Source organism: Streptomyces sp. XD-27 (assembly GCF_030553055.1).
Lineage (GTDB): Bacteria > Actinomycetota > Actinomycetes > Streptomycetales > Streptomycetaceae > Streptomyces.
Window position 1 is genome coordinate 2,623,068 of the sequence record NZ_CP130713.1, and the last position, 18,129, is coordinate 2,641,196.

Genomic DNA, 18,129 nt, shown 5'->3' on the forward strand with positions numbered 1-18,129 from the left:
CGGACGCTTCAGGGGCCGGTGCGCGAGGCGTTTCGCTTACGCCGTACGGTTTGATGCGCGCCAATCGTGGCCCGCCTGACTTTTTGGAGAGCGTCCGGATGCCCCTCACCGTGCCCCGCACCGGAGCATCGCCGGGCACTCGGCCACGTTGGTGGACCGAGCTGCCGCTGATCGCCGTGGTGTACGCCGTGTACTCGGCCGGTCGGCTGCTGGCCCGTGGCGACGTGTCGACGGCCGTCGACAACGGCCTGGGGATACTCCGGCTGGAGAGAGATCTCCATATCGACTTCGAGACTCCTCTGAACCGGATATTCATCGACCACGCCTGGGTGGGGGTCCCGGCGGACTTCGCGTACGCGTCGCTGCACTACGTGGCCACCCCGGCGGTCCTGGTGTGGCTGTGGAAGCGGCGGCAGGCGAGTTACCGGTTCTTCCGCACCTGGCTGCTGGTCGCGACCCTGATAGGCCTGGTCGGCTTCTCCCTGATGCCGACCTGCCCGCCGCGGCTGCTGGACGACGCCTACGGGTTCGTCGACGGGATGGCGCATTACAGCGAGTACGGCTGGTGGGGCGGCGAGGCGAGCGCGCCGCGCGGGCTCGGCGGTTTCACCAACCAGTTCGCGGCCATGCCGAGCCTCCATGTGGGCTGGGCGCTGTGGTGCGGTGTGGCCCTGTGGGCCCACGGGCGCTCCCTGTGGGCCAAGTTCGCGGCGGTGGTGTACCCGCTGAGCATCCTTCTGATCGTCATGGGGACGGCGAACCACTACTTCATGGACGGGGCGGCCGGGATAGCCACCATGGGGGTCGCCGCGCTGCTGGCCCGGCCCATGATGCGGATGATCGACCGGATCCGCGGCCGCCGAGGCGCCGCGGACACCGCCGAGGCCACGGCCGCACCGGTCGCCGCCGCTGCTGAAGCGGGCGGCACGGCCGTCGCGCGGGTCGCCACCGCCCGGGTCGCCGTCGGCGCCGAAAAGGCCGAGAGCGCCGCGGATGTCAGTGGCGGATGCCAGACTTCGGCGCGTGAACGCGAACGTATCCCTCGACAGCACGGCGGAGGCCGCGGCGGGGAAGCGGACACCGGCGCCGCGGAGCCCGCGGCCGCTGCCGACGGCAGCGCTGCGGCAACAGCTCGCTGAGCTGCGCGGGCCCGCCGTACCGCAGCCGCTGGACGCGCGGGCCCTCGCCGCGCTGGCGGCCAACCCCGGCTGCCGCCGCCGGACCCTGCTGGACGGCGCCGGGATCGACAAGCGCGCGCTGGCCCGGGCCCTGGGCTCCCCCGCGACGTTCGGGCAGTCGCAGTTCGCGCACCAGCGCGGCAACGTCTTCGAGGCGCGCGTCACGGCGGACGGCGGCGCGGAGCTGCTGCGGCTGCTGTACGAGCGGCTGGGCGGCGCGGCCTCCGGGCTGCCCGCCCCCGAGCCGGGCACGGTGCTGTCCCCCGATCTGACGGCGGTGGGTCCGCAGGGGCGTACGGCGCGTACGGCGCTGGCCCTGCGCGAGGCCACGGCCGCCGGGCGATGGGCCCTGCTGGACCACCCGATGGTGAGTCTGGACGTGGCGGGGTCGCCCGCGTTCCTGGAGCCGGACGCGGTGGTGGTGCGGCCCGACGGCACCTGGACCGTCGTGGAGATCAAGTCCTTCCCGTTGATCGACGGGGCGGCGGACCCCGCCAAGGTCGGCGCGGCCGCGCGCCAGGCCGCGGTGTACGTCCTGGCGCTGGAGCGGGTGGCCGAGCGGATCGGCGGCCCGGACCGGGTCCACGCCCACGCGCTGCTGGTCTGCCCCAAGGACTTCTCCAACCTGCCGACGGCGGAACTGGTCGACGTGCGCAAGCAGCGGTCCGTCACCCGGCGCCAGCTGACCCGGCTCACCCGGGTCGAGGAGATCGCCGCCGCGCTGCCCGGAGGCACCACCTTCGATCTGCGCCTGGCGGACGACGGCAGGACGCCCACCCGGCCCGCGGCGGAACTGGCCGCGGCGGTGGACGCGGTCGACGCGGCGTACGCACCGGAGTGCCTGGCCGCGTGCGAGCTGGCGTTCCACTGCCGTCAGCGGGCCCGCGCGGTGGGTTCGGTCGAGGCCCTGGGGCGCGGGGCGCGCGGGGAACTGGGCGGTCTGGCGACGGTGGCGGACGTCCTCGCGGCGGCGCGGTACGAGATCGGCCCGTCTGCCGATCCCGGCGACCCCGCCGTCGAGGCGCTGCGGCGGGCGGCGGTGCTCCGAGCCGAGGCGCTGGCCGGCGCGCCGGCCGCCCGCCCGGCGGCGGGCCACGCGGAGGCGGCGGGCCACGGAGAAACGGCGTGTCGCGGGGAGGCGGCAGGCAGCGGAAAAGCGGCGTGTCGCGGGGAGGCGGCAGGCAGCGGAGAAGCGGCGGGACGCGAGCAGGAGACTGCGCGTCACGGGGAGGCGGCGTGTCGCTGATCACCACGCTGGCCCGGATGGAGGCCGTCAGGGACGGCCGGGCGCGGCCCGCCGCCACCGTGCGGCACCGCCGTCTGTCCGACCGCCCCATGGTCTTCGTACCGCTGACGACCGCCGGTGAGGCGGGCGCGCCGCTCGGGGCGCTGGTGGGCACCGAGCGGGACGCGCCCCGGCTGCTGGTCGTGGCGCAGCCGCGCGACCGGGACCTGCGGTTCGCGTTCCTCGCGGAGCTGGCCGAGGAGATGCTGCCGTACCTGGAGGGGTACGCGGACGACGTCGAGACCGAGGAGCGCAAGGAGACCGATCCGGAGACCGGGAAGAAGGTCCCGGTGGAGGTCGAGCTGTGCGCGGACGCCCCGCAGCTGCTGGTGCCCAGCGGGCCGGGCGTGGAGTTCGTACGGCTGCTGGGCCGCTCGATGCGGTTCCGGCGGACGGCGGAGCAGGATCCGCGGACGCCCTTCCCCGCGCCCCCGCGGGTACCGCTGCTCGGCCGGTGGCTGACGCATTACGGCGAGCGGTCCCGGGTCCCCGGGTCGTCGCTGCTGCTCGCGGTGACCGATCTGCTCGGACGGCACTGGGCGACCGGCCAGAGCGCGCTGGAGGACCAGCATCTGGGGGCCCTGCTCGGCTGGATCGACCCCCCGGAGGGCCTGTCGGGGGCGGAGGCGGCGCTCCGGGCCGAGCTGGAGCGGGACGCGGACGGGCTCCTGACCTGCCCGCCCGCGGGACCGGCCACCGACCCGGAGTTCGACAACGCCCGGCTGGCCCCGGCGATGACGCGGTACGACACGGCGCGCAGCGCCCTGGCCGACGGGGTGCCCGGCGCGGCGGCCCGGCTGCGCGGAGCCGAGGAGGAGCTGCGGGAGCTGGTCGCGGGCCAGCTGCGGCCGACGTGGCAGGCCGTGTGGCGGGCGGTGGATCTGCTGCGGGCCCTCCCCGAGGGGGCGCGGGTCGGCGAGCGCTGGAAGCGCGACCGCTGGTCGTACACCGGCCACCGGGACCGGGTGCGGGCGGGCGAGCCGCCGCAGCCCAAGTGGGACGACGCGGTGACGGCGGCGCGGAAGCTCATGGCGCGGGAGACCGCCCAGGCCCAGCTGGACGCGGACGAGGCGCTGGACGACCCCCTGGTCATGGCGGGGCGGCGGCTGGCCGGGGAGGCTTTCGCCGGGCGGGTCGCCGCGGTGGAGATGGCCTGGTCGGAGGGGAAGTCGCCCAGGCCGCGGCCGCTCGTCACGGTCGTCACCGAGGACCGTCCGCAGCTGGCCGAGGAGGCGAAGCTGTTCCGCGAGCTGCCGGACGGGAAGACGCAGCCCGGGGAGTTCGCCGGGTACGCGTCGGGCGGCGGTGTGGTGGTGCGGCTGACCGGCGGGATGGGGCGGGGCAGAACCCCGGCCCCGGGTTCGGTGCCCGCGGAGGGTGACCAGGTGTGCTGGACGCTGTTCGAGCACGCGCCGCGCGGCGGGCCGGAGCTGCCCGATCCGGAGCGTACGCCGTGGACCCACGGCGGCCCTCCGGCCGCCCCCGGCGAGGACGACGCCGCCACCCGGCCCGACCCCGTGACCGAGGAGGACCATCTGTGAGGGGCACGCCCCCGGCCGCCGAGAGCCGGTCTGCGCGGTCGGCCGCGCCCGACCGCCGTGCCGCCGACGACCCGATCCGGGCCGCGGAGCCGCCCCGGCCCCGGCCCGCGCCGTCCCGGCCCGACGCCCCGCGCGCCGGGCGGCGGGTCCACGCCGAGGCCCCAGGGCGCGGGCCCCGGCCGGTGGCCCACACCACGTCCGGCAGGCGGCGGGACGCCCGCGTCGCAGCAGCGTGGACACCTGTCGGCGCCACGGCCCCAGGGCGCGCGCTCGGGCCGGTGGACCGGACGTCGCCCGCGGAGTGCGTCGCGGCGGCACGAGTGGTCCCGTCGCGGTCGGGACGCGGCTCGGGACACGACTGCCAGGGGGCGTTGTGACCGGCCCCACGACGAAGGACGCGGGTCGCTCGGCGGGGGCCACCGCCTTCGATCCCGCCGCGGCGGCGGCCCGCGCGACCGAGGCGATCCTGCACGAGACGCTGCACGGCGCGCACCGCGGCGTGGTCGTCGACTCCCCGCCCGGCGCGGGCAAGTCGACCCTGGTGGTGCGCGCGGCCCGCGAGCTGGCCGCCGCCGGGCGGCCGCTGATGGTCGTCGCGCAGACCAACGCCCAGGTGGACGACCTGGTGGACCGGCTGGCCAGGGAGGACCCCGAGCTGCCGATCGGGCGGCTGCACAGCAGCGACGCCCATCCGTACGACCCGGTGCTGGACGGGCACCAGCGCGTGGTGAAGTCCGCCAAGGTGTCCGACCTGGCGGGCCTGGACGTCGTGGTCTCGACGGCCGCGAAGTGGGCGCACGTCAGGAACGTCGAGCCGTGGCGGCACGCGATCGTCGACGAGGCGTACCAGATGCGGTCGGATGCGCTGCTCGCCGTCGCGGGGCTGTTCGAGCGGGCGCTGTTCGTCGGCGACCCCGGGCAGCTGGACCCGTTCAGCGTGGTGGGCACCGAGCAGTGGGCGGGGCTGTCGTACGACCCGTCGGCGAGCGCCGTCGCCACCCTGCTCGCGCACAACCCGGGGCTGCCGCAGCACCGGCTGCCCGTGTCGTGGCGGCTTCCCGCGTCCGCGGCGCCCCTGGTGTCGGACGCCTTCTATCCGTACGCGCGGTTCCGCAGCGGCACGGGCCACGGCGACCGGCGGCTCTCGTTCGGCGTGGCCTCGGACGGCTCGGGCCCGGACCGGGTGCTGGACGAGGCCGCGGAGTCCGGCTGGGGGCTGCTGGAGCTGCCCGCGCGCCGTACGCCGCGTACGGACCCGGAGGCGGTACGGGCCGTGGCGCAGGTGGTGCGGCGGATGCTGGACCGGGGTGGGGTGGCGACCAGCGAGCGGTCGCCCGACCCGGTGCCGGTGACGGCGGACCGGATCGCGGTGGGCACCGCGCACCGGGACCAGGCGGCGGCGGTACGGGCGGCGCTGGCCGCGCTGGGCGTCTCCGGGGTCGCCGTCGACACCGCGAACCGGCTCCAGGGCCGGGAATTCGACGTGACGGTGGTGCTGCACCCGCTGTCCGGGCGGCCGGACGCGACGGCGTTCCATCTGGAGACGGGGCGGTTGTGCGTGCTCGCGTCACGGCACCGGCACGCGTGCGTGGTCGTGTGCCGCGCCGGGGTGGCGGAGCTGCTGGACGAGCATCCGTCGACGGAGCCGGTGCAGCTGGGGGTCACGGTGAAGTTCCCCGACGGCTGGGAGGCCCACCACGCGGTCCTCGCCCACCTCACCGAACACCGCGTTCCCTGGCGCCCCTGACCGGCAACGGACCGGAACACCGCGTCGCTTGGCGGCCATGAGACGGGGCCGCGCATGCCCGGGTACGGGATACACCGGGCGGGTACGTGCCGGGGCCACTTGCGCTCGGCGGGACAATGGAATGCGGCAGACGATCCGGGAGGTACGTACATGTCCGAGCCGCAGTCGGCTCCCCGCCAACGCACCAGCGCCGACACCCAGCGGCGGCTGAAACCCGCGCCGCTGCTCTTCGAGCCGACGGAAGCCGCGGCCGATCCCGAGCACTTCTTCGACCTGGAGTCGATCGAGGACCCGCGCGAGCTGCTCTCCCGCTCCACGGAGCTGGTGCTGGCGTTCCGCGCGGCGACGGACCGGGCGATGGAGTACCAGGCCATGGCGGCGGCGCAGCTGGCCGATCCGCGCCGCTTCGACCGGCTGCCCACGGCGCTGATCGCGGAGCAGGCGGAGTGGACGGAGGACTACGCCAAGAAGATGGTGGAGTTCGGTCGCGAGCTGATGGGCGACAGCGGCCATCGGGAGTGACGAGGTTCGCGGGAGCGACGAGGGCTCGGCGCCGGCGCGAAAGGCGGCTCATGATCGCAGATCATGAGCCGTTGGCATATTTGTTCGGCGCAAGATACTCCTCCCCGCACGGTCCTGTCCCGGTTTTGTCGGTTCGACGTAACCGGAACGCAACCCGCCACTAGATCTGGTCGGCATGACCACATGGCCTCGGGAATCACAGCAGCACACCGCCGCGCACGTCACCGCCGCCGGAGCCGAATGGCTGGCCTCGGCGAGCCCCTTCCCGCGCAGCGTGCGCGCCCTGTGGGCCGAGCGACCCGGCACCTCGATCGTGCTGCCGTGCGGTGTCACCTTCGACCTGATCAGCGCGCCCGCGCTCTTCGGCCGCCGGATGGTGAACCGGTTATGGGCCGACGGCCCGGGGACCGGCCCGGTGGCGACGCAGCGCGGCCGGGTGCTGATGTTCGCCCGACCCGGCACCGCGCAGCGGCTGCCCGCCCTGCTCCGCTGGGAGGAGTGGGGCGCGGACGCACCGCCGCTGCTGTGCCACGGGACGGGGGACGCGGTGACCGTTCCGCCCCTGCGGCCGGTGGAGCAGACCGATCCGGACGGCCCGCCCCCGGGCCGCTGGCTGGTCGCCCCCGAGGTCCGCGACCCGTGGCTCCCCGGGCCCGACGTGCTGCTGTGGGCCTGCGTACGGGCCGCTCGCGGCGACGCCGGCACCCCCGGCCGCACGTCGCTGACCAGCACACCCGCCGTCTCCCCGCGCTGATCAGGGGGACGGAATTATCGATTTTCGTTCAGCCGGATCGGGGTGCTAAGGTCTCTTACGTCAGCGAGCGCCGCTAGCTCAGTTGGTTAGAGCAGCTGACTCTTAATCAGCGGGTCCGGGGTTCGAGTCCCTGGCGGCGCACAGACGGAAGAAGGCCCTCACTTCGGTGGGGGCCTTCTTCGTGCCCGCCCGCCGGTGCCGATGTCACCCGACGGCCGAGGCCAGCCGGGCCACCGCGTCGTCCGGCCCCGGCATGGCCAGCATCTCGCCGCGGAGCCGCTCCGCGGCCGCGGCGTAGCGCGGCTGCTCCACCAAGGCGAACAGATTGTCGATCAGGTGTGTCTCCGCGGTGGCGGGCCGGGCGGCGGGCGCCGGCCCCGGCGGGCCGGGTGGGCGCCGGGGGCCGCCGCCCGGTGGTATCCACACCCGTGCGACCCCCACGCGCGCCAGCTGTGCGGCGTTGAGCCGCTGCTCGGGACGGGGCGGCACGATCAACTGCGGAACGCCGGTCAGCGCCGCCGTGAGCGCGGCGCCCCCGCTGCCCTGGTGCAGTACGGCACGGCAACCGGGCAGCAGCACGTGCAGCGGCCCCGCGGCGCTCCCCGTCCGGATGATCCGTATCCCGCGCGCCTCGACCTGCCGCACCACCGACCGCACCGGTTCCGGTAGGCCCGCCGGATCGTCCCAGGCCACGCAGACGCGCGGCCCGGCGAACGCCCGGCGGACCACCCCGTCCGACGCGCGGCCGTACGCCGCGCTCCCCGGTGGGCCGCCTGGGTCACGAGGCCGCGCGTCGCCCCGCGTCCCGGCCGGGGAGCCGTCGCGCGAGGCGCCGGAAGCGGTGCCGCGGAGCGGTCCGGGCCTGGTGCCGGGATGCCTGTCGTACCGGCCCGCCATGTGCCGCAGCCGCGCCGCCGTCGCCGGATCCAGGGGCGGCGGGACGAACCGTACGCGCAGTCGGCGTTCCGCGGACGGCAGCGCCATACTCGGCGGGCACGGGTCGAGCCACAGGTCCGGCTCGGTGGCCGGGTCGGCGCCGTACCGCTCCAGCAGGCGGGCGAAGCCCGGCAGCGGGGGTCCGTCGAGGCGGTGGCGGTCCAGCCGGATGATCGCGGCGCTCCCGGAGAGCTGGCTGACGGCGGGCGCGCCCAGCACGGCGGCGGCGACGATGCCCGCGTACGAGCTCGCGTCGTGGACGACGAGATCGGGCTCCCAGCAGCGCGCGAAGGCGACCAGGTCCGGGGCCATCGCCTCGGCCGCGCGCAGCCGTGCGGCGGCTGTCGCCCGGAGCACGGCGTGCTGGGCGCCGGTCAGCGAAGCGGGGTGCAGCGGCCAGTTGTCGGGCCAGACTCCTGGCAAGCCCGGCAGCGCCATCGGCGCCGCCCCGCGCGGCGAGACGGCCGCGAGCTGCGGGCCGACGAGTACGGCGAGCAGTCCGGCGCGGGCGACGGCCTCGGCACACCCCGGCGGCACCGCGACCCGTACCCCGTGCCCCGCCGCGACGAAGGAACGCGCCAGCGGCAGCAGCGGGGCGAGACGGCCGCCGGCGGACCGGGTGGTGAACAGAACGCGCACGAGTCCCCCTTCCGTGCGGATCAGCGGTACGGATCAGCGGTTTGGACCAGCCGCGCGAACCAGCGGTGCGGAACAGCGGTTTGGATCAGCCGCGCGGATCAGCGGCACGAACCAGCGGGTACGGATCAGCGGGCACGACCGGCCGCCTGGACCGCGGTGAGGTGCACGGCGGACTCCGCCGCGCCGGTGGCGGGGGCGGACCGGCGGGCGGCCCGCCAGGCGTCGGCGGTGACCCACCAGGTGACGAAGAGGTAGGCACCGGGCTTGATCAGCGACCTGGTCAGGTCGGCGTGGAGGAATCCCTCGCGGTCGCACAGGTCCGTCATGAACGCGGCGTAGGCGCGGTCGAATTCGCCGAGGTTCATGCCCTCGGCGACCAGCCATTCCACGACGAGCGCGGGAGCCCCCTCGGAGATGTCGTTGTCGCCCGAGCGCAGCACGTTGCGCGACGGATCGACCTCCACCTCGGCCAGCGACCGGAACTCCCGCGCGTGGGCCTGGAACCTCGGGCTGCTGCGGGCGCGCTGGAAGCTCTCCGGATTGCGCCAGCGGCTGAGGTCGACGTACGTGGCGGGGCAGTCGGCGAGCCGCACCGCCTGGTGCGAGTCGAAGCCCGGTTGGGCGCGGAGCCAGGACGCGTGGTGGCCGAAGTGGCGCTCGAACTCCTCGTCCCGGTCGGGGTGATGGAGGGTGAAGGTGGTGACGACGGTGAACAGTCCGGTGGAGTGCCGCAGGGGGCCGGGCATGGCGGTGCCGCCTTCCGTCAGCGGGGCCTGGTCGTCGGGTGCGGTCGAACCACCACGGCTCCGCTCTCCCGCGCGGGGAACGGGGAGCGGAGCCGTGACCGACCCGGCGGGGGAGGGTGTGCCGGGACGTATCAGGGTGGCCCGTCAGGCGGCGAACAGATCCAGCACCGGCCGCCGCCACCCGCCGCCCAGGTCCAGGTCGAGGGCGGGATCGGAGGCGAGGACGGCCTGTTGGAGCTTCCGCAGCCGCGGCGAGGGTTCGAGGCCGAGATCCTCCACCAGACGCGAGCGCAGTCCCTGGTAGACCTCCAGCGCCTGCCACGGGCGTCCCGCGCGGTAGAGCGCCGCCATGCACTGGGCGTGCAGCCCCTCGTGCAGCGGGTGACGGGCCGTCAGCTCGGTCAGCTCGGTCAGCAGCGCCGCATGGCGGCCCAGGCGCAGGTCGGCCTCGATCCGGCGCTCCAGGACGCCGAGCCTGCTCTCCTCGAGCCGGGCCACCTCGATCTCCAGGATGGGGCCGACCCGCACGTCCACCAGGGCGGGGCCGCGCCAGACCGCCAGGGCCTCACTGAACAGCAGGGACGCCTCCCCGTCGTCCCCCGCGTCCAGCGCGTCGTTGCCCGCGGCCACCAGACGGTCGTATTCATGGACGTCCACCGCGCCCGGTTCGGCCTCCAGGAGATATCCCCCGTAGCGGGTGGCCAGGACCGCCTTGGACGCCTGCGGGGCCTGCGGCCCGTACGCGGCGGCCAGCCGGCGGCGGAGCTGGAGGATGTACGTCTGGAGTGTGGTGAGCGCGCTGCGTGGCATATCCGCGCCCCAGATCTCCTCCATCAGAGTGGGAACCGGCAGCATCTGGTTGGCGTAGACGGACAGCAGTGCAAGGATCTGCCGCGGCTTCCCCGCGCTGGGCACGATCGATTGACCGCACGCCTCGACGCTGAGCGGGCCCAACAGCTTGATGTCCATGGATCCGTACCTCCGTCACCCGTCATACATCAGTCGGATGCCCCCTGGCCGCGCTCCGCCATCGAGGCATATACGAGCCTCGCGCGCGGGCGGTGTGCCGGGCCAGTGCCGGATTCCCGATCTCGGCATGAATCCTGGGTGGCGGTCGCCATGACAAGCTCACACCCTGGTGATGAAGGAGTCACTGGTCCGCGGTGCGTTCCTCACCACGGGCATCACCCGGGCTCCTTTGCCACGACCAGTGCGCACTCGAGGAGATGTCCCCCATGAACAGCGCCATCGCGACCCCACCGCCCAGCCGTTCGGCAGGTGAGCAGAACCAGCCGCTCGAGCCGGTCCGTCTCGCCGAAGCCGATCTCGTGATCGAGGACCTTACCGCGGACCCCTGGCCCACCCCGCCGCCCGGCATCTGCATCTGCACCGTCGGCGACCGCTGATGGGGATGCTGCGCTTCGCACCGCACCTGACGGTCGAGCCGGTCCCGGGCGAGGCCGTCTACCTGGTCTCGGAGCGCAGCGTCACGGCCCTGCACGGCGGCTACGCGGCCGCGCTCGCGCCCCTGATCGACGGCACCCGGGACCTGGCCCGGGTGCTGGCCGACGCGGCGCACGCGGTCCCGGCCGAGGAGGGCGCGCGGATCGTCGACCGATTACGCGCGGCGGGCCTGGTGTACGAGAGCGACCGGGCGCCCGGCCCACGGGACGCCTTCTGGTCGCTGGCGTGGGGCGCCCCGGCCGCCGCGTCCACCGGAACCACCGGAACCACCGGAACCACCGGAACAACCAGAACAACCAGAACCACGGCAACCACCAGAACCACCGGAACCACGGCAACCACCGGAACCACGGCCGAAACCGCGGATCAGCCTGCCGCCACCGTCGTCCTCGGCTCCACCGACCCGGCCGACGCGCAACGGGCGCTGCGGGCGGCGGGGCTGCGCCCGGTGCCGAAACCGGACGAGGCCGCCCTGACCATGGTGGTCTGCGACGACTACCTCGACCCCGCCCTGGCCGAGGTCGACACGGAACACCGTACGGCAGGGCGCAGTTGGCTGCCCGTCAAGCCGGTCGGCACCACGATCTGGATCGGGCCCTTCCTCGGCGACGCGGACGGGCCCTGCTGGTCCTGTCTGGCCGAGCGCCTGTGGCGGGGGCGGCGGGCCGAGGCCCACCTGCTCGGGCGGTCGGGGCGATGCGCCCCGGTGCCGCGCCCGCCCGCCGCGCTGAACGCGAGCCGGGCCACGGCGCTCCAGTTGACCGCCGTTCAAGCAGCGGGGTGGCTGGCCGGGCACCGGCACCCCGGCCAGTCCGCGCTGTGGACGCTGGACTGCCTCACCGGCGCCGGGGAACGGCATCCGGTGCGGCGCCGTCCGCAGTGTCCCGCGTGCGGAGATCCGGGGCTGGTCGCGGACCGGGTACGGGCGCCCTTCACGCTGCCGTCAGCACCGTCCGCAGGCCCGGCGCCCTCCCCCGGGCCACCGGCCGATGCGGCGCCCTCCTCCGAGCCGTCCGCCCGCCGTCTGCTGGACACGTACGCCCATCTGATCGATCCGCTCACCGGGCTGGTGTCCGAGATCAGCCGCGATCCGCGCGGTCCCACCTTCCTCAACTGCTTCCACGCGCGCCACCGCCCCGCGCCGGAGCCGCCAGGAACGCCAGGAACGCCGGGAACACCGAAGCCGCCGGGACCGCTGGAAACGCCGGGGCCCGTCAGCCCGGCCGCGCGGCCCGGTCTCGACGGCGTACGGGCCGGGCTGCGCGCCGCAGCCCACGGCAAGGGGGCCACGTCCGTGCAGGCCAGAGCCAGTGCCCTGGCCGAGGCGCTGGAGCACCACAGCGGCCGCTTCGCGGGCGACGAGCCGCGGCGGCGGGCGCGCCTGCGCGACCTGGAGCCGGGCAGCGCGGTCCATCCGGACCTGGTGCAGCTGTACGCCGAGCGGCAGTTCGCCGACCGCGACCGCTGGAACGCGGCCCACGCGCCGCAGCACCAGGTGTGCGATCCGTTCGATCCGGACGCGGAGATCGACTGGACGCCCGTGTGGTCGGTGACCGCCGGACGGCACCGGCTGATGCCCACCGCGCTGCTGTACTACGACGTCCCGCAGCCGCCCGGTCGGCGCTACTGCCTGGCCACGTCCAACGGCGCGGCGGCGGGCGGCGATCCGGCCGACGCCGTCGTGCGGGGCTTCCTGGAGCTGGTGGAGCGGGACGCGGTCGCGCTGTGGTGGTACAACCGCACCCGCCAGCCGGGGCTCGACCTCGACGCCTTCACCGCCCCCGGCGACACCTGGATCGGACGGCTGCGGCAGGTGCACGCCGAGTTGCACCGCGAGGTGTGGGCCCTGGACCTGACCGCCGACCTGGGCGTCCCGGTGGTCGCCGCGCTCTCCCGCCGTACGGACAAGGCGGCGGAGGACATCACCCTCGGGTTCGGCGCGCACTTCGACCGGCGGACCGCGCTGCGCCGGGCGCTGGCCGAGCTCAACCAGATGCTGCCGCCGGTGGTCCACGCGTGCGCCGACGGTTCCGGATACGACACCGCGGACCCCGACGCGCTGCGCTGGTTCCGCACGGCCACCGTGGCCGGGCAGCCCTATCTGGCGCCGGATCCGGCCGGGGCGCCGCCGAGCGGGCGGGGGTCCGGTGGCACGGCGTACGGCGCGGCCTCCGGCGGCCTCGGCGCCGTACGGGGGATCGTGCGCGCGCACGGCCTGGAGCTGCTCGTCCTGGACCAGACGCGCCCTGACGTCGGGCTGCCGGTCGTCAAGGTGTGCGTCCCCGGACTGCGGCCGCACTGGGCGCGGTTCGCGCCCGGACGCCTCTTCGACGTACCCGTGAGGCTGGGCCGCGTCGCCGCTCCCACGGCGTACGAAAGCCTCAACCCCATTCCGTTGTTCATGTGATCCTCAAGCCTCCTTCCGTTCCCACCTCCGCGGCTGTGGAGATCGGATACTCTCGGGCAAGCCACCTCATACGGCACAACCATCCGGAGGATGCGTGCAGGGCAATCCCGTGCCCGATGACGCCGGGCACGCCGCGGAGACACACCAGGACGACCTCGCGCCGCGCATGGCCGTGATCATCACCGCGGTCGTCCTCCTCGGCTACTTCACCGTCGCGGTCACCTACGTCGTCGACGCGCACCCCTCCGCGAAGGCCCTCGACGCGGCCTTGCTGATGCTGACCCTGCTGCCCGCCCTCGCCGTTCTGCTGGCCCTCCAACTCGCCCATTCCTTCCCCGGGCTGGCGCCTCGGCTGAGCGGCGCCCGGCACTGGACCCTGGGGCTCCAGGCACTGCTGACGTTCCTCCCCTTCGCCGTCTTCAAGCACGCCTGGCTGGGCACACCGGGGTTCCTGGCCGGATCGGCGCTGCTGGTGCTGCGGTCCCCGCTGTCCTGGATCGCCTTCGGCGGGATCATGGCGACCACCGATGTGCTGCTGTTCCAGGTGGGCTTCGGGTGGGGCGAGGTGGCGTACACCACCGTGTCCACCGCGCTGACCGGCCTGGTGGTCTTCGGGCTGTCCCGGCTGACCGGTCTGGTCTCCGAGGTCTACCGGTCGCGCGCCGAGCTGGCCCGGCTGGCCATCGCGCAGGAGCGGCTCCGGTTCGCCCGCGACGTCCACGACCTGCTGGGCTACAGCCTCTCCACGATCACGCTCAAGTGCGAGCTGGTACACCGCCTGGTGCCCGAGCAGAACTCCCGCGCGCGGCAGGAGCTGCACGAGATCCTGGAGGCGTCCCGGCAGGCCCTCGCGGACGTGCGGACCGTGGCGCGCGGCTACCGCCGGATGTCCCTGACCGCGGAGGCGGGCACGGCCCAGTCCATGCTCGCGGCGGTCGGCATCCACACCACCACCCGACTGGAGTGCGGGGAGCTGCCGAACCTGGTGGACACGGTGCTGGCGAGCGTGCTGCGCGAGGGGCTGACCAACGTACTGCGGCACAGCAAGGCCCAGCACTGCACGATCGAGGCGCTGCGCGGGGACCGTACGGTGCGGCTGACCCTGGCCAACGACGGTGTGGGCAAGCCGTCCACGATCCTGCGCTGCGACGGTGCCGACGGCGCCGACGGCGGGAGCGGGCTGGGCAACCTCACGGCCCGGATGGAGCACCTGGGCGGGCGGCTGAGCGCGGGGGTGCGCCCCGACGGCTGGTTCGAGCTGACGGCCGAGCTGGATCCCGCCGGGGTGCCGGGGCCCGGCGGCGGGCAGGACCGGGGCGCCGAGGACGAGTACGGACCGGCGGTCACGGCCTGACCGTACGGACCGGCGGTCACGGCCTGACCGCACGCCTCAGGACGCCTGGCCGCCACTCTGAACACCTGGCCTGGCGCCTGACTACGGCCGCTACAGCTGTTACGGCTGCTACGGCTCAGAGCCAGCCGGCCTCGCGGGCGATGCGGATCGCGTCCACCCGGTTGCGGGCGTTCAGCTTGGTCACGACGGAGGTCAGATAGTTCCGCACGGTGCCTGCCGACAGGTAGAGCCGGGCCGCGATCTGCGCCGCGCCCTCGCCCTCGGAGGCGAGCAGCAGCACCTCGCGCTCCCGTGGCGTCAGCGGCTCCGGCTCGTTGTCCAGCGCCGCCAGCACGAGCTGCTGGTCCATCACCCGCTCGCCCCTGGCGACGGCCCTGATCGCCTGGCTGAGCGCGTCGGGGCTGCTGTCCTTGAGCAGGAAGCCGGAGACGCGTGCGGCCAGCGCCCGGCGCAGGTTCCCCGGCCTGCCCAGGCTGGTCAGCATCATGGTGCGGCACTCGGGGACGGCGGTGTGCAGCGCGGCGGCGGCGGTCAGACCGTCCATGCCGGGCAGATCGATGTCGAGTACGGCGACGTCGGGCCGGAGTTCCGTGGCACGCGGCAGGATGTCGGAGCCGTTGGACAGCTCGGCCACCACTTCGATGTCGGGTTCCAGCTCCAGCAGCGCGACGAGCGCCTGCCGCAGCATCCGCATATCCTCAGCGATGAGAACCCTGACCACGTCGCCCCCCGAACGTCACTCTGGTTCGCCGCGCACCGTCTTTCCGGACCGGTCCTTCGGCCTGCGCTCGCGGCGAGGGGCAGTCCGGGAGTCAGCCCCCGAAAGAACCCAGTACCCCCAACCGCCCACCTCCATACGATTATTCCCAAATCTTTTTGACGTCTCCACTGCACCTCCCGTGATTCCGCCACTCGTGAAGAGGGCGCGATAAGCCGCGCCCACCTGGTTGAAGAATGTCCGTTCGACAGAGGCGGGCACGTACGCCTCACGCGCATCCGTGACGCCGGTTCCCGAATTGGCGAAATCCTGCCGCCAATTCTTCCCAGCCACGCCCCGTGAAACGCGTTCTGTCTCCGCTACCCCATACGCAACAGGCCGACGGGGGCCGCTGCCGGGCCGACGGGATAGCCCGCCCGCATGCCCGGGGCGAACTCGGCGTGCAGTGCGCGCACCTCGCCCCGCAGGAACTGCTCGCGCAGCACGGAACCGGCGATCTTGGCGCTTCCGGCGCGGCGCAGCGTTCCCGGGCGTACGAGCAGCACGCCGTCCACCGCGGCCCCGAACTCCGCCGCGATCCGGGCCCGTACCTCCTCGGCGAGCCGGGGCAGCCCGGCCCGCGAGCCACCCGCCGTACGGACCTCCTGCACCACGACCAGATGCCCGGTGCCGGGTCCGGTGCAGAACACCCGGGCGGTGCCCAAGGGGCGTCGGCAGCCGAGCAGCTCGCGCTCGGCGTCCTGGGTGTGCAGCGTCACCCCGCTGGTCAGGAGCGTCTCGTGGAGCCGCCCGGTGAAGCGCACCTCTCCGTTCCGTACGAACCCCAGGTCCCCGGTACGCAGATAGCCGCCCGCGCCCTCCGCGGTGCGGGCGCCGAAGACGTCGGCGGCGTCCGGGGGGTTGCCCCAGTGACCGGAGGCGACGGCCGGGCCGCGGGCCCAGATCTCGCCCTGCTCACCGTCGGGAAGCGTGGCGCGGGTGTGCGGGTCGACCACGCGCAGCTCCGCGCCGGGGACCGGGCCGCGTCCCGCGGTGGCGAGCCACGGCGCGGCCTCGGCGGGGGCGTAGCCGGGGACGAACACGCCGGGGGCCAGGCCGGCCGCCGTACAGCGCCGCGCGAAGGCCGCCATGGTGGCGGCGGAGACCGGCTCGCCGGCGTTCACCGCGGTGCGCAGCCGGGACAGGTCGGGGAGGGTCGCGCCCGGTTCGCCGAGGGCGCGGGCCGCGCATCGGGCGAAGTGGGAGTCGGGGGCGACGGTCTCGGTGACGGCGTGCAGGCTGATGGCCCGCAGCCACTCGACGGGGTCGGGACGGGGCGGCAGGAGGACGGCGGTGGCGCCCAGCCACAGCGGGTGCAGCAGTTGTCCGATGAGGCCGAGGGTGTGGTGCCGGGGCAGCCAGCCGCCGATCCGGGAGGTCCGGCCGGTGCCCAGCATCCGCCGCAGCGCGCACATGATGGCGAGGAGGCTGCCGTGGGTGATGCGCGCGCCGCGCGGGGCGGTGGCGGGCCCGGAGTCGTACGCCAGCAGGGCGAGGGTGTCGGGGGTGGTGCGGGCAGGCTGCCAGGTGACGCGGGGGTCGCGGTGTGCGGACGCCCGGCGGGCGCGACGGGTGTCCGCCGTGGGCGGCAGGCAGTCGACCGCGAGGCAGGTCAGCCGCAGGCGGCCCGCCAGCGTGAGCTGCCGGGAGATCTCGCTGGCGTGCGCGGCCTCGGTCAGCACCAGGTGTACGGCGGCGTCCTTGGCGATGGCGGCGGTGCGCTCGACGGCCGTACGGGAGGGGGTCGGCGCCGGTACGGGGACCGCGACGGCCCCCACGTAGAGGCAGGCGAGCAGGGCCGCGGCGGCGTGCGGCCCGCTGTCCATGGCGATGAGCACCCGTCTGCCGGGGGCGTCGTGGGTCCGGAGCCAGGTCGCCACGGCACGCGCCCGGTGGTCGAGTTCGTGGTGGAGGACCCGTTGGGTGGGGCCGACCGCGGGCTGGTGGATCACCGCCGTGTCACCGGCACTCCGCGTGGCGCGCGCCAGCAGGGTGTCGGCCAGGTTCGCGGTTAGGGGCATCGACTCAACTCCGTGGCGCCTGACGTCCGGAGCCCCAGTGTCACGACGGCGTCTCGCGTGCGACTTGATCACCACTGGATACCGCCCCGTACCCGAGGTGAGGGTGCCGAGCGGAGGCCGGCGACGTCCGCCCTCCGCCTCAGCCCTGCCGCCCGACGGGCACGGCGGCGTGGCGCACCGGGTCAGTGCACCAGGGTCAGTTCATCAGGCCGGGCGCCTGGACGTCGGCGACCGAGAAGCCGGGCATGGCACGGTCCATGGCGAGGGACGAGAGGTCGGACACCGACGGGACGCCGCGGTCCAAGAGCTGGGTGGCCGAGGGGACGTTGCTGAGCGGGTCCCCCTGTCCGGCCTGCGGGAGCTGGCCCTGCTGGAGGGGGAGCCCCGCCTGCGGCAGCGATCCGGTGCTGGGGAGGCTGGGGACGCTCTTCTGGGCGCCGGTGTTGGCGAGTTCCGGCCGCAGCACTCCGGCGAGGGGCCCGACCACCCCCTCGCCGTCGAGACCCGCGCCGAGGGCGGAGGCGGGGCCGGCGCCGGCGACGACTCCGAAGGCGCCGAGGGCGACGGCACCGAGGGACTTCAAGGTTCCCTGCTTCATAAGAAATCTATCCTTGAGACGGGGGAGTTGAGCAGCACTGCAAAATAGCCGCGATTTTGACACCACCGCAAACATCACGAGGGCGGGGAGTTCACCTTCGCGTCTTTTCCGAACGGTTCACCTCAACCGTTTCCAGCGATGTATCCGCTGGTCACCGGCGATGGCGACGCCATGGACGGA

The 18,129-nt window shown here is 74.5% G+C and carries 15 protein-coding genes and 1 tRNA gene; 10 read left to right on the top strand and 6 right to left on the bottom strand.

Features of this window, described 5'->3' with window-relative positions:
* Nucleotides 1–98: 98 nt before the first annotated feature.
* From Q3Y56_RS11490 to Q3Y56_RS11520, 7 genes are all read left to right on the top strand, one after another.
* Complete coding sequence (locus tag Q3Y56_RS11490) at nt 99–1,139, top strand: phosphatase PAP2 family protein (protein WP_304461857.1); 1,041 nt, start codon at nt 99–101, stop codon at nt 1,137–1,139.
* Complete coding sequence (locus tag Q3Y56_RS11495; RefSeq protein WP_304465555.1) at nt 1,105–2,424, top strand: hypothetical protein; 1,320 nt, start codon at nt 1,105–1,107, stop codon at nt 2,422–2,424. The genes Q3Y56_RS11490 and Q3Y56_RS11495 overlap by 35 nt, the downstream gene beginning before the upstream one ends.
* Nucleotides 2,415–4,004 carry a hypothetical protein gene (locus Q3Y56_RS11500; RefSeq protein WP_304461858.1) on the top strand — a complete coding sequence of 530 codons (1,590 nt, stop codon included), beginning with the start codon at nt 2,415–2,417 and terminating at the stop codon, nt 4,002–4,004. Before Q3Y56_RS11495 ends, Q3Y56_RS11500 begins: the two co-directional genes overlap by 10 nt.
* A 373-nt stretch (nt 4,005–4,377) precedes the next feature.
* Complete coding sequence (locus Q3Y56_RS11505) at nt 4,378–5,751, top strand: AAA domain-containing protein (protein ID WP_304461859.1); 1,374 nt, start codon at nt 4,378–4,380, stop codon at nt 5,749–5,751.
* A 150-nt stretch (nt 5,752–5,901) separates the two neighbouring features.
* Nucleotides 5,902–6,273 carry a hypothetical protein gene (locus tag Q3Y56_RS11510; protein ID WP_304461860.1) on the top strand — a complete coding sequence of 124 codons (372 nt, stop codon included), beginning with the start codon at nt 5,902–5,904 and terminating at the stop codon, nt 6,271–6,273.
* A 175-nt stretch (nt 6,274–6,448) separates the two neighbouring features.
* Nucleotides 6,449–7,027 carry a bifunctional DNA primase/polymerase gene (locus Q3Y56_RS11515; protein ID WP_304461861.1) on the top strand — a complete coding sequence of 193 codons (579 nt, stop codon included), beginning with the start codon at nt 6,449–6,451 and terminating at the stop codon, nt 7,025–7,027.
* A gap of 67 nt (nt 7,028–7,094) precedes the next feature.
* Nucleotides 7,095–7,168: transfer RNA gene (locus tag Q3Y56_RS11520), tRNA-Lys, on the top strand.
* A gap of 63 nt (nt 7,169–7,231) precedes the next feature.
* Here Q3Y56_RS11520 and Q3Y56_RS11525 read toward each other — a convergent pair.
* From Q3Y56_RS11525 to Q3Y56_RS11535, 3 genes are all read right to left on the bottom strand, one after another.
* Nucleotides 7,232–8,602, bottom strand: coding sequence for a nucleotide disphospho-sugar-binding domain-containing protein (locus Q3Y56_RS11525; protein WP_304461862.1), 1,371 nt, complete (start codon nt 8,600–8,602; stop codon nt 7,232–7,234).
* Nucleotides 8,603–8,727: 125 nt separating this feature from the next.
* A complete protein-coding gene (locus Q3Y56_RS11530; protein ID WP_304461863.1) occupies nt 8,728–9,348 on the bottom strand; it encodes an antibiotic biosynthesis monooxygenase in 621 nt (206 codons plus the stop codon).
* Between the two features lie 144 nt (nt 9,349–9,492).
* Nucleotides 9,493–10,317, bottom strand: a complete 825-nt coding sequence (locus tag Q3Y56_RS11535; RefSeq protein WP_304461864.1) for an AfsR/SARP family transcriptional regulator — start codon at nt 10,315–10,317, stop codon at nt 9,493–9,495.
* Between the two features lie 266 nt (nt 10,318–10,583).
* Between Q3Y56_RS11535 and Q3Y56_RS11540 the strand changes: the two genes are divergently transcribed.
* From Q3Y56_RS11540 to Q3Y56_RS11550, 3 genes are all read left to right on the top strand, one after another.
* Entirely contained in the window at nt 10,584–10,754 is a 171-nt protein-coding gene (locus Q3Y56_RS11540; RefSeq protein WP_304461865.1) for a hypothetical protein, read from the top strand.
* Nucleotides 10,755–10,759: 5 nt separating this feature from the next.
* Nucleotides 10,760–13,219, top strand: a complete 2,460-nt coding sequence (locus Q3Y56_RS11545; RefSeq protein WP_369696734.1) for a TOMM precursor leader peptide-binding protein — start codon at nt 10,760–10,762, stop codon at nt 13,217–13,219.
* 94 nt (nt 13,220–13,313) lie between these two features.
* On the top strand, nt 13,314–14,573 hold the full coding sequence (locus tag Q3Y56_RS11550) for a sensor histidine kinase (protein ID WP_304461867.1): 1,260 nt from the start codon (nt 13,314–13,316) through the stop codon (nt 14,571–14,573).
* A gap of 115 nt (nt 14,574–14,688) precedes the next feature.
* Here Q3Y56_RS11550 and Q3Y56_RS11555 read toward each other — a convergent pair whose 3' ends face one another.
* From Q3Y56_RS11555 to Q3Y56_RS11565, 3 genes are all read right to left on the bottom strand, one after another.
* A complete protein-coding gene (locus Q3Y56_RS11555; protein WP_304461868.1) occupies nt 14,689–15,294 on the bottom strand; it encodes a response regulator in 606 nt (201 codons plus the stop codon).
* Between the two features lie 356 nt (nt 15,295–15,650).
* The gene (locus Q3Y56_RS11560) at nt 15,651–17,351 is read right to left on the bottom strand and encodes an AMP-binding protein (RefSeq protein ID WP_304461869.1); all 1,701 of its coding nucleotides are present in this window, start codon (nt 17,349–17,351) and stop codon (nt 15,651–15,653) included.
* A gap of 196 nt (nt 17,352–17,547) precedes the next feature.
* Nucleotides 17,548–17,949 (bottom strand): hypothetical protein, encoded by a 402-nt coding sequence (locus tag Q3Y56_RS11565; RefSeq protein WP_304461870.1) that lies wholly within the window; start codon nt 17,947–17,949, stop codon nt 17,548–17,550.
* Between the last annotated feature and the right edge of the window lie 180 nt (nt 17,950–18,129).

Bases quoted from the DNA above. Each gene is read 5' to 3' on its own strand.
- Q3Y56_RS11530 (WP_304461863.1), bottom strand. From the start codon at position 9,348: ATGCCCGGCCCCCTGCGGCACTCCACCGGACTGTTCACCGTCGTCACC.
- Q3Y56_RS11515 (WP_304461861.1), top strand. From the start codon at position 6,449: ATGACCACATGGCCTCGGGAATCACAGCAGCACACCGCCGCGCACGTC.
- Q3Y56_RS11540 (WP_304461865.1), top strand. From the start codon at position 10,584: ATGAACAGCGCCATCGCGACCCCACCGCCCAGCCGTTCGGCAGGTGAG.
- Q3Y56_RS11560 (WP_304461869.1), bottom strand. From the start codon at position 17,351: ATGCCCCTAACCGCGAACCTGGCCGACACCCTGCTGGCGCGCGCCACG.
- Q3Y56_RS11535 (WP_304461864.1), bottom strand. From the start codon at position 10,317: ATGGACATCAAGCTGTTGGGCCCGCTCAGCGTCGAGGCGTGCGGTCAA.
- Q3Y56_RS11545 (WP_369696734.1), top strand. From the start codon at position 10,760: ATGCTGCGCTTCGCACCGCACCTGACGGTCGAGCCGGTCCCGGGCGAG.
- Q3Y56_RS11565 (WP_304461870.1), bottom strand. From the start codon at position 17,949: ATGAAGCAGGGAACCTTGAAGTCCCTCGGTGCCGTCGCCCTCGGCGCC.
- Q3Y56_RS11510 (WP_304461860.1), top strand. From the start codon at position 5,902: ATGTCCGAGCCGCAGTCGGCTCCCCGCCAACGCACCAGCGCCGACACC.
- Q3Y56_RS11490 (WP_304461857.1), top strand. From the start codon at position 99: ATGCCCCTCACCGTGCCCCGCACCGGAGCATCGCCGGGCACTCGGCCA.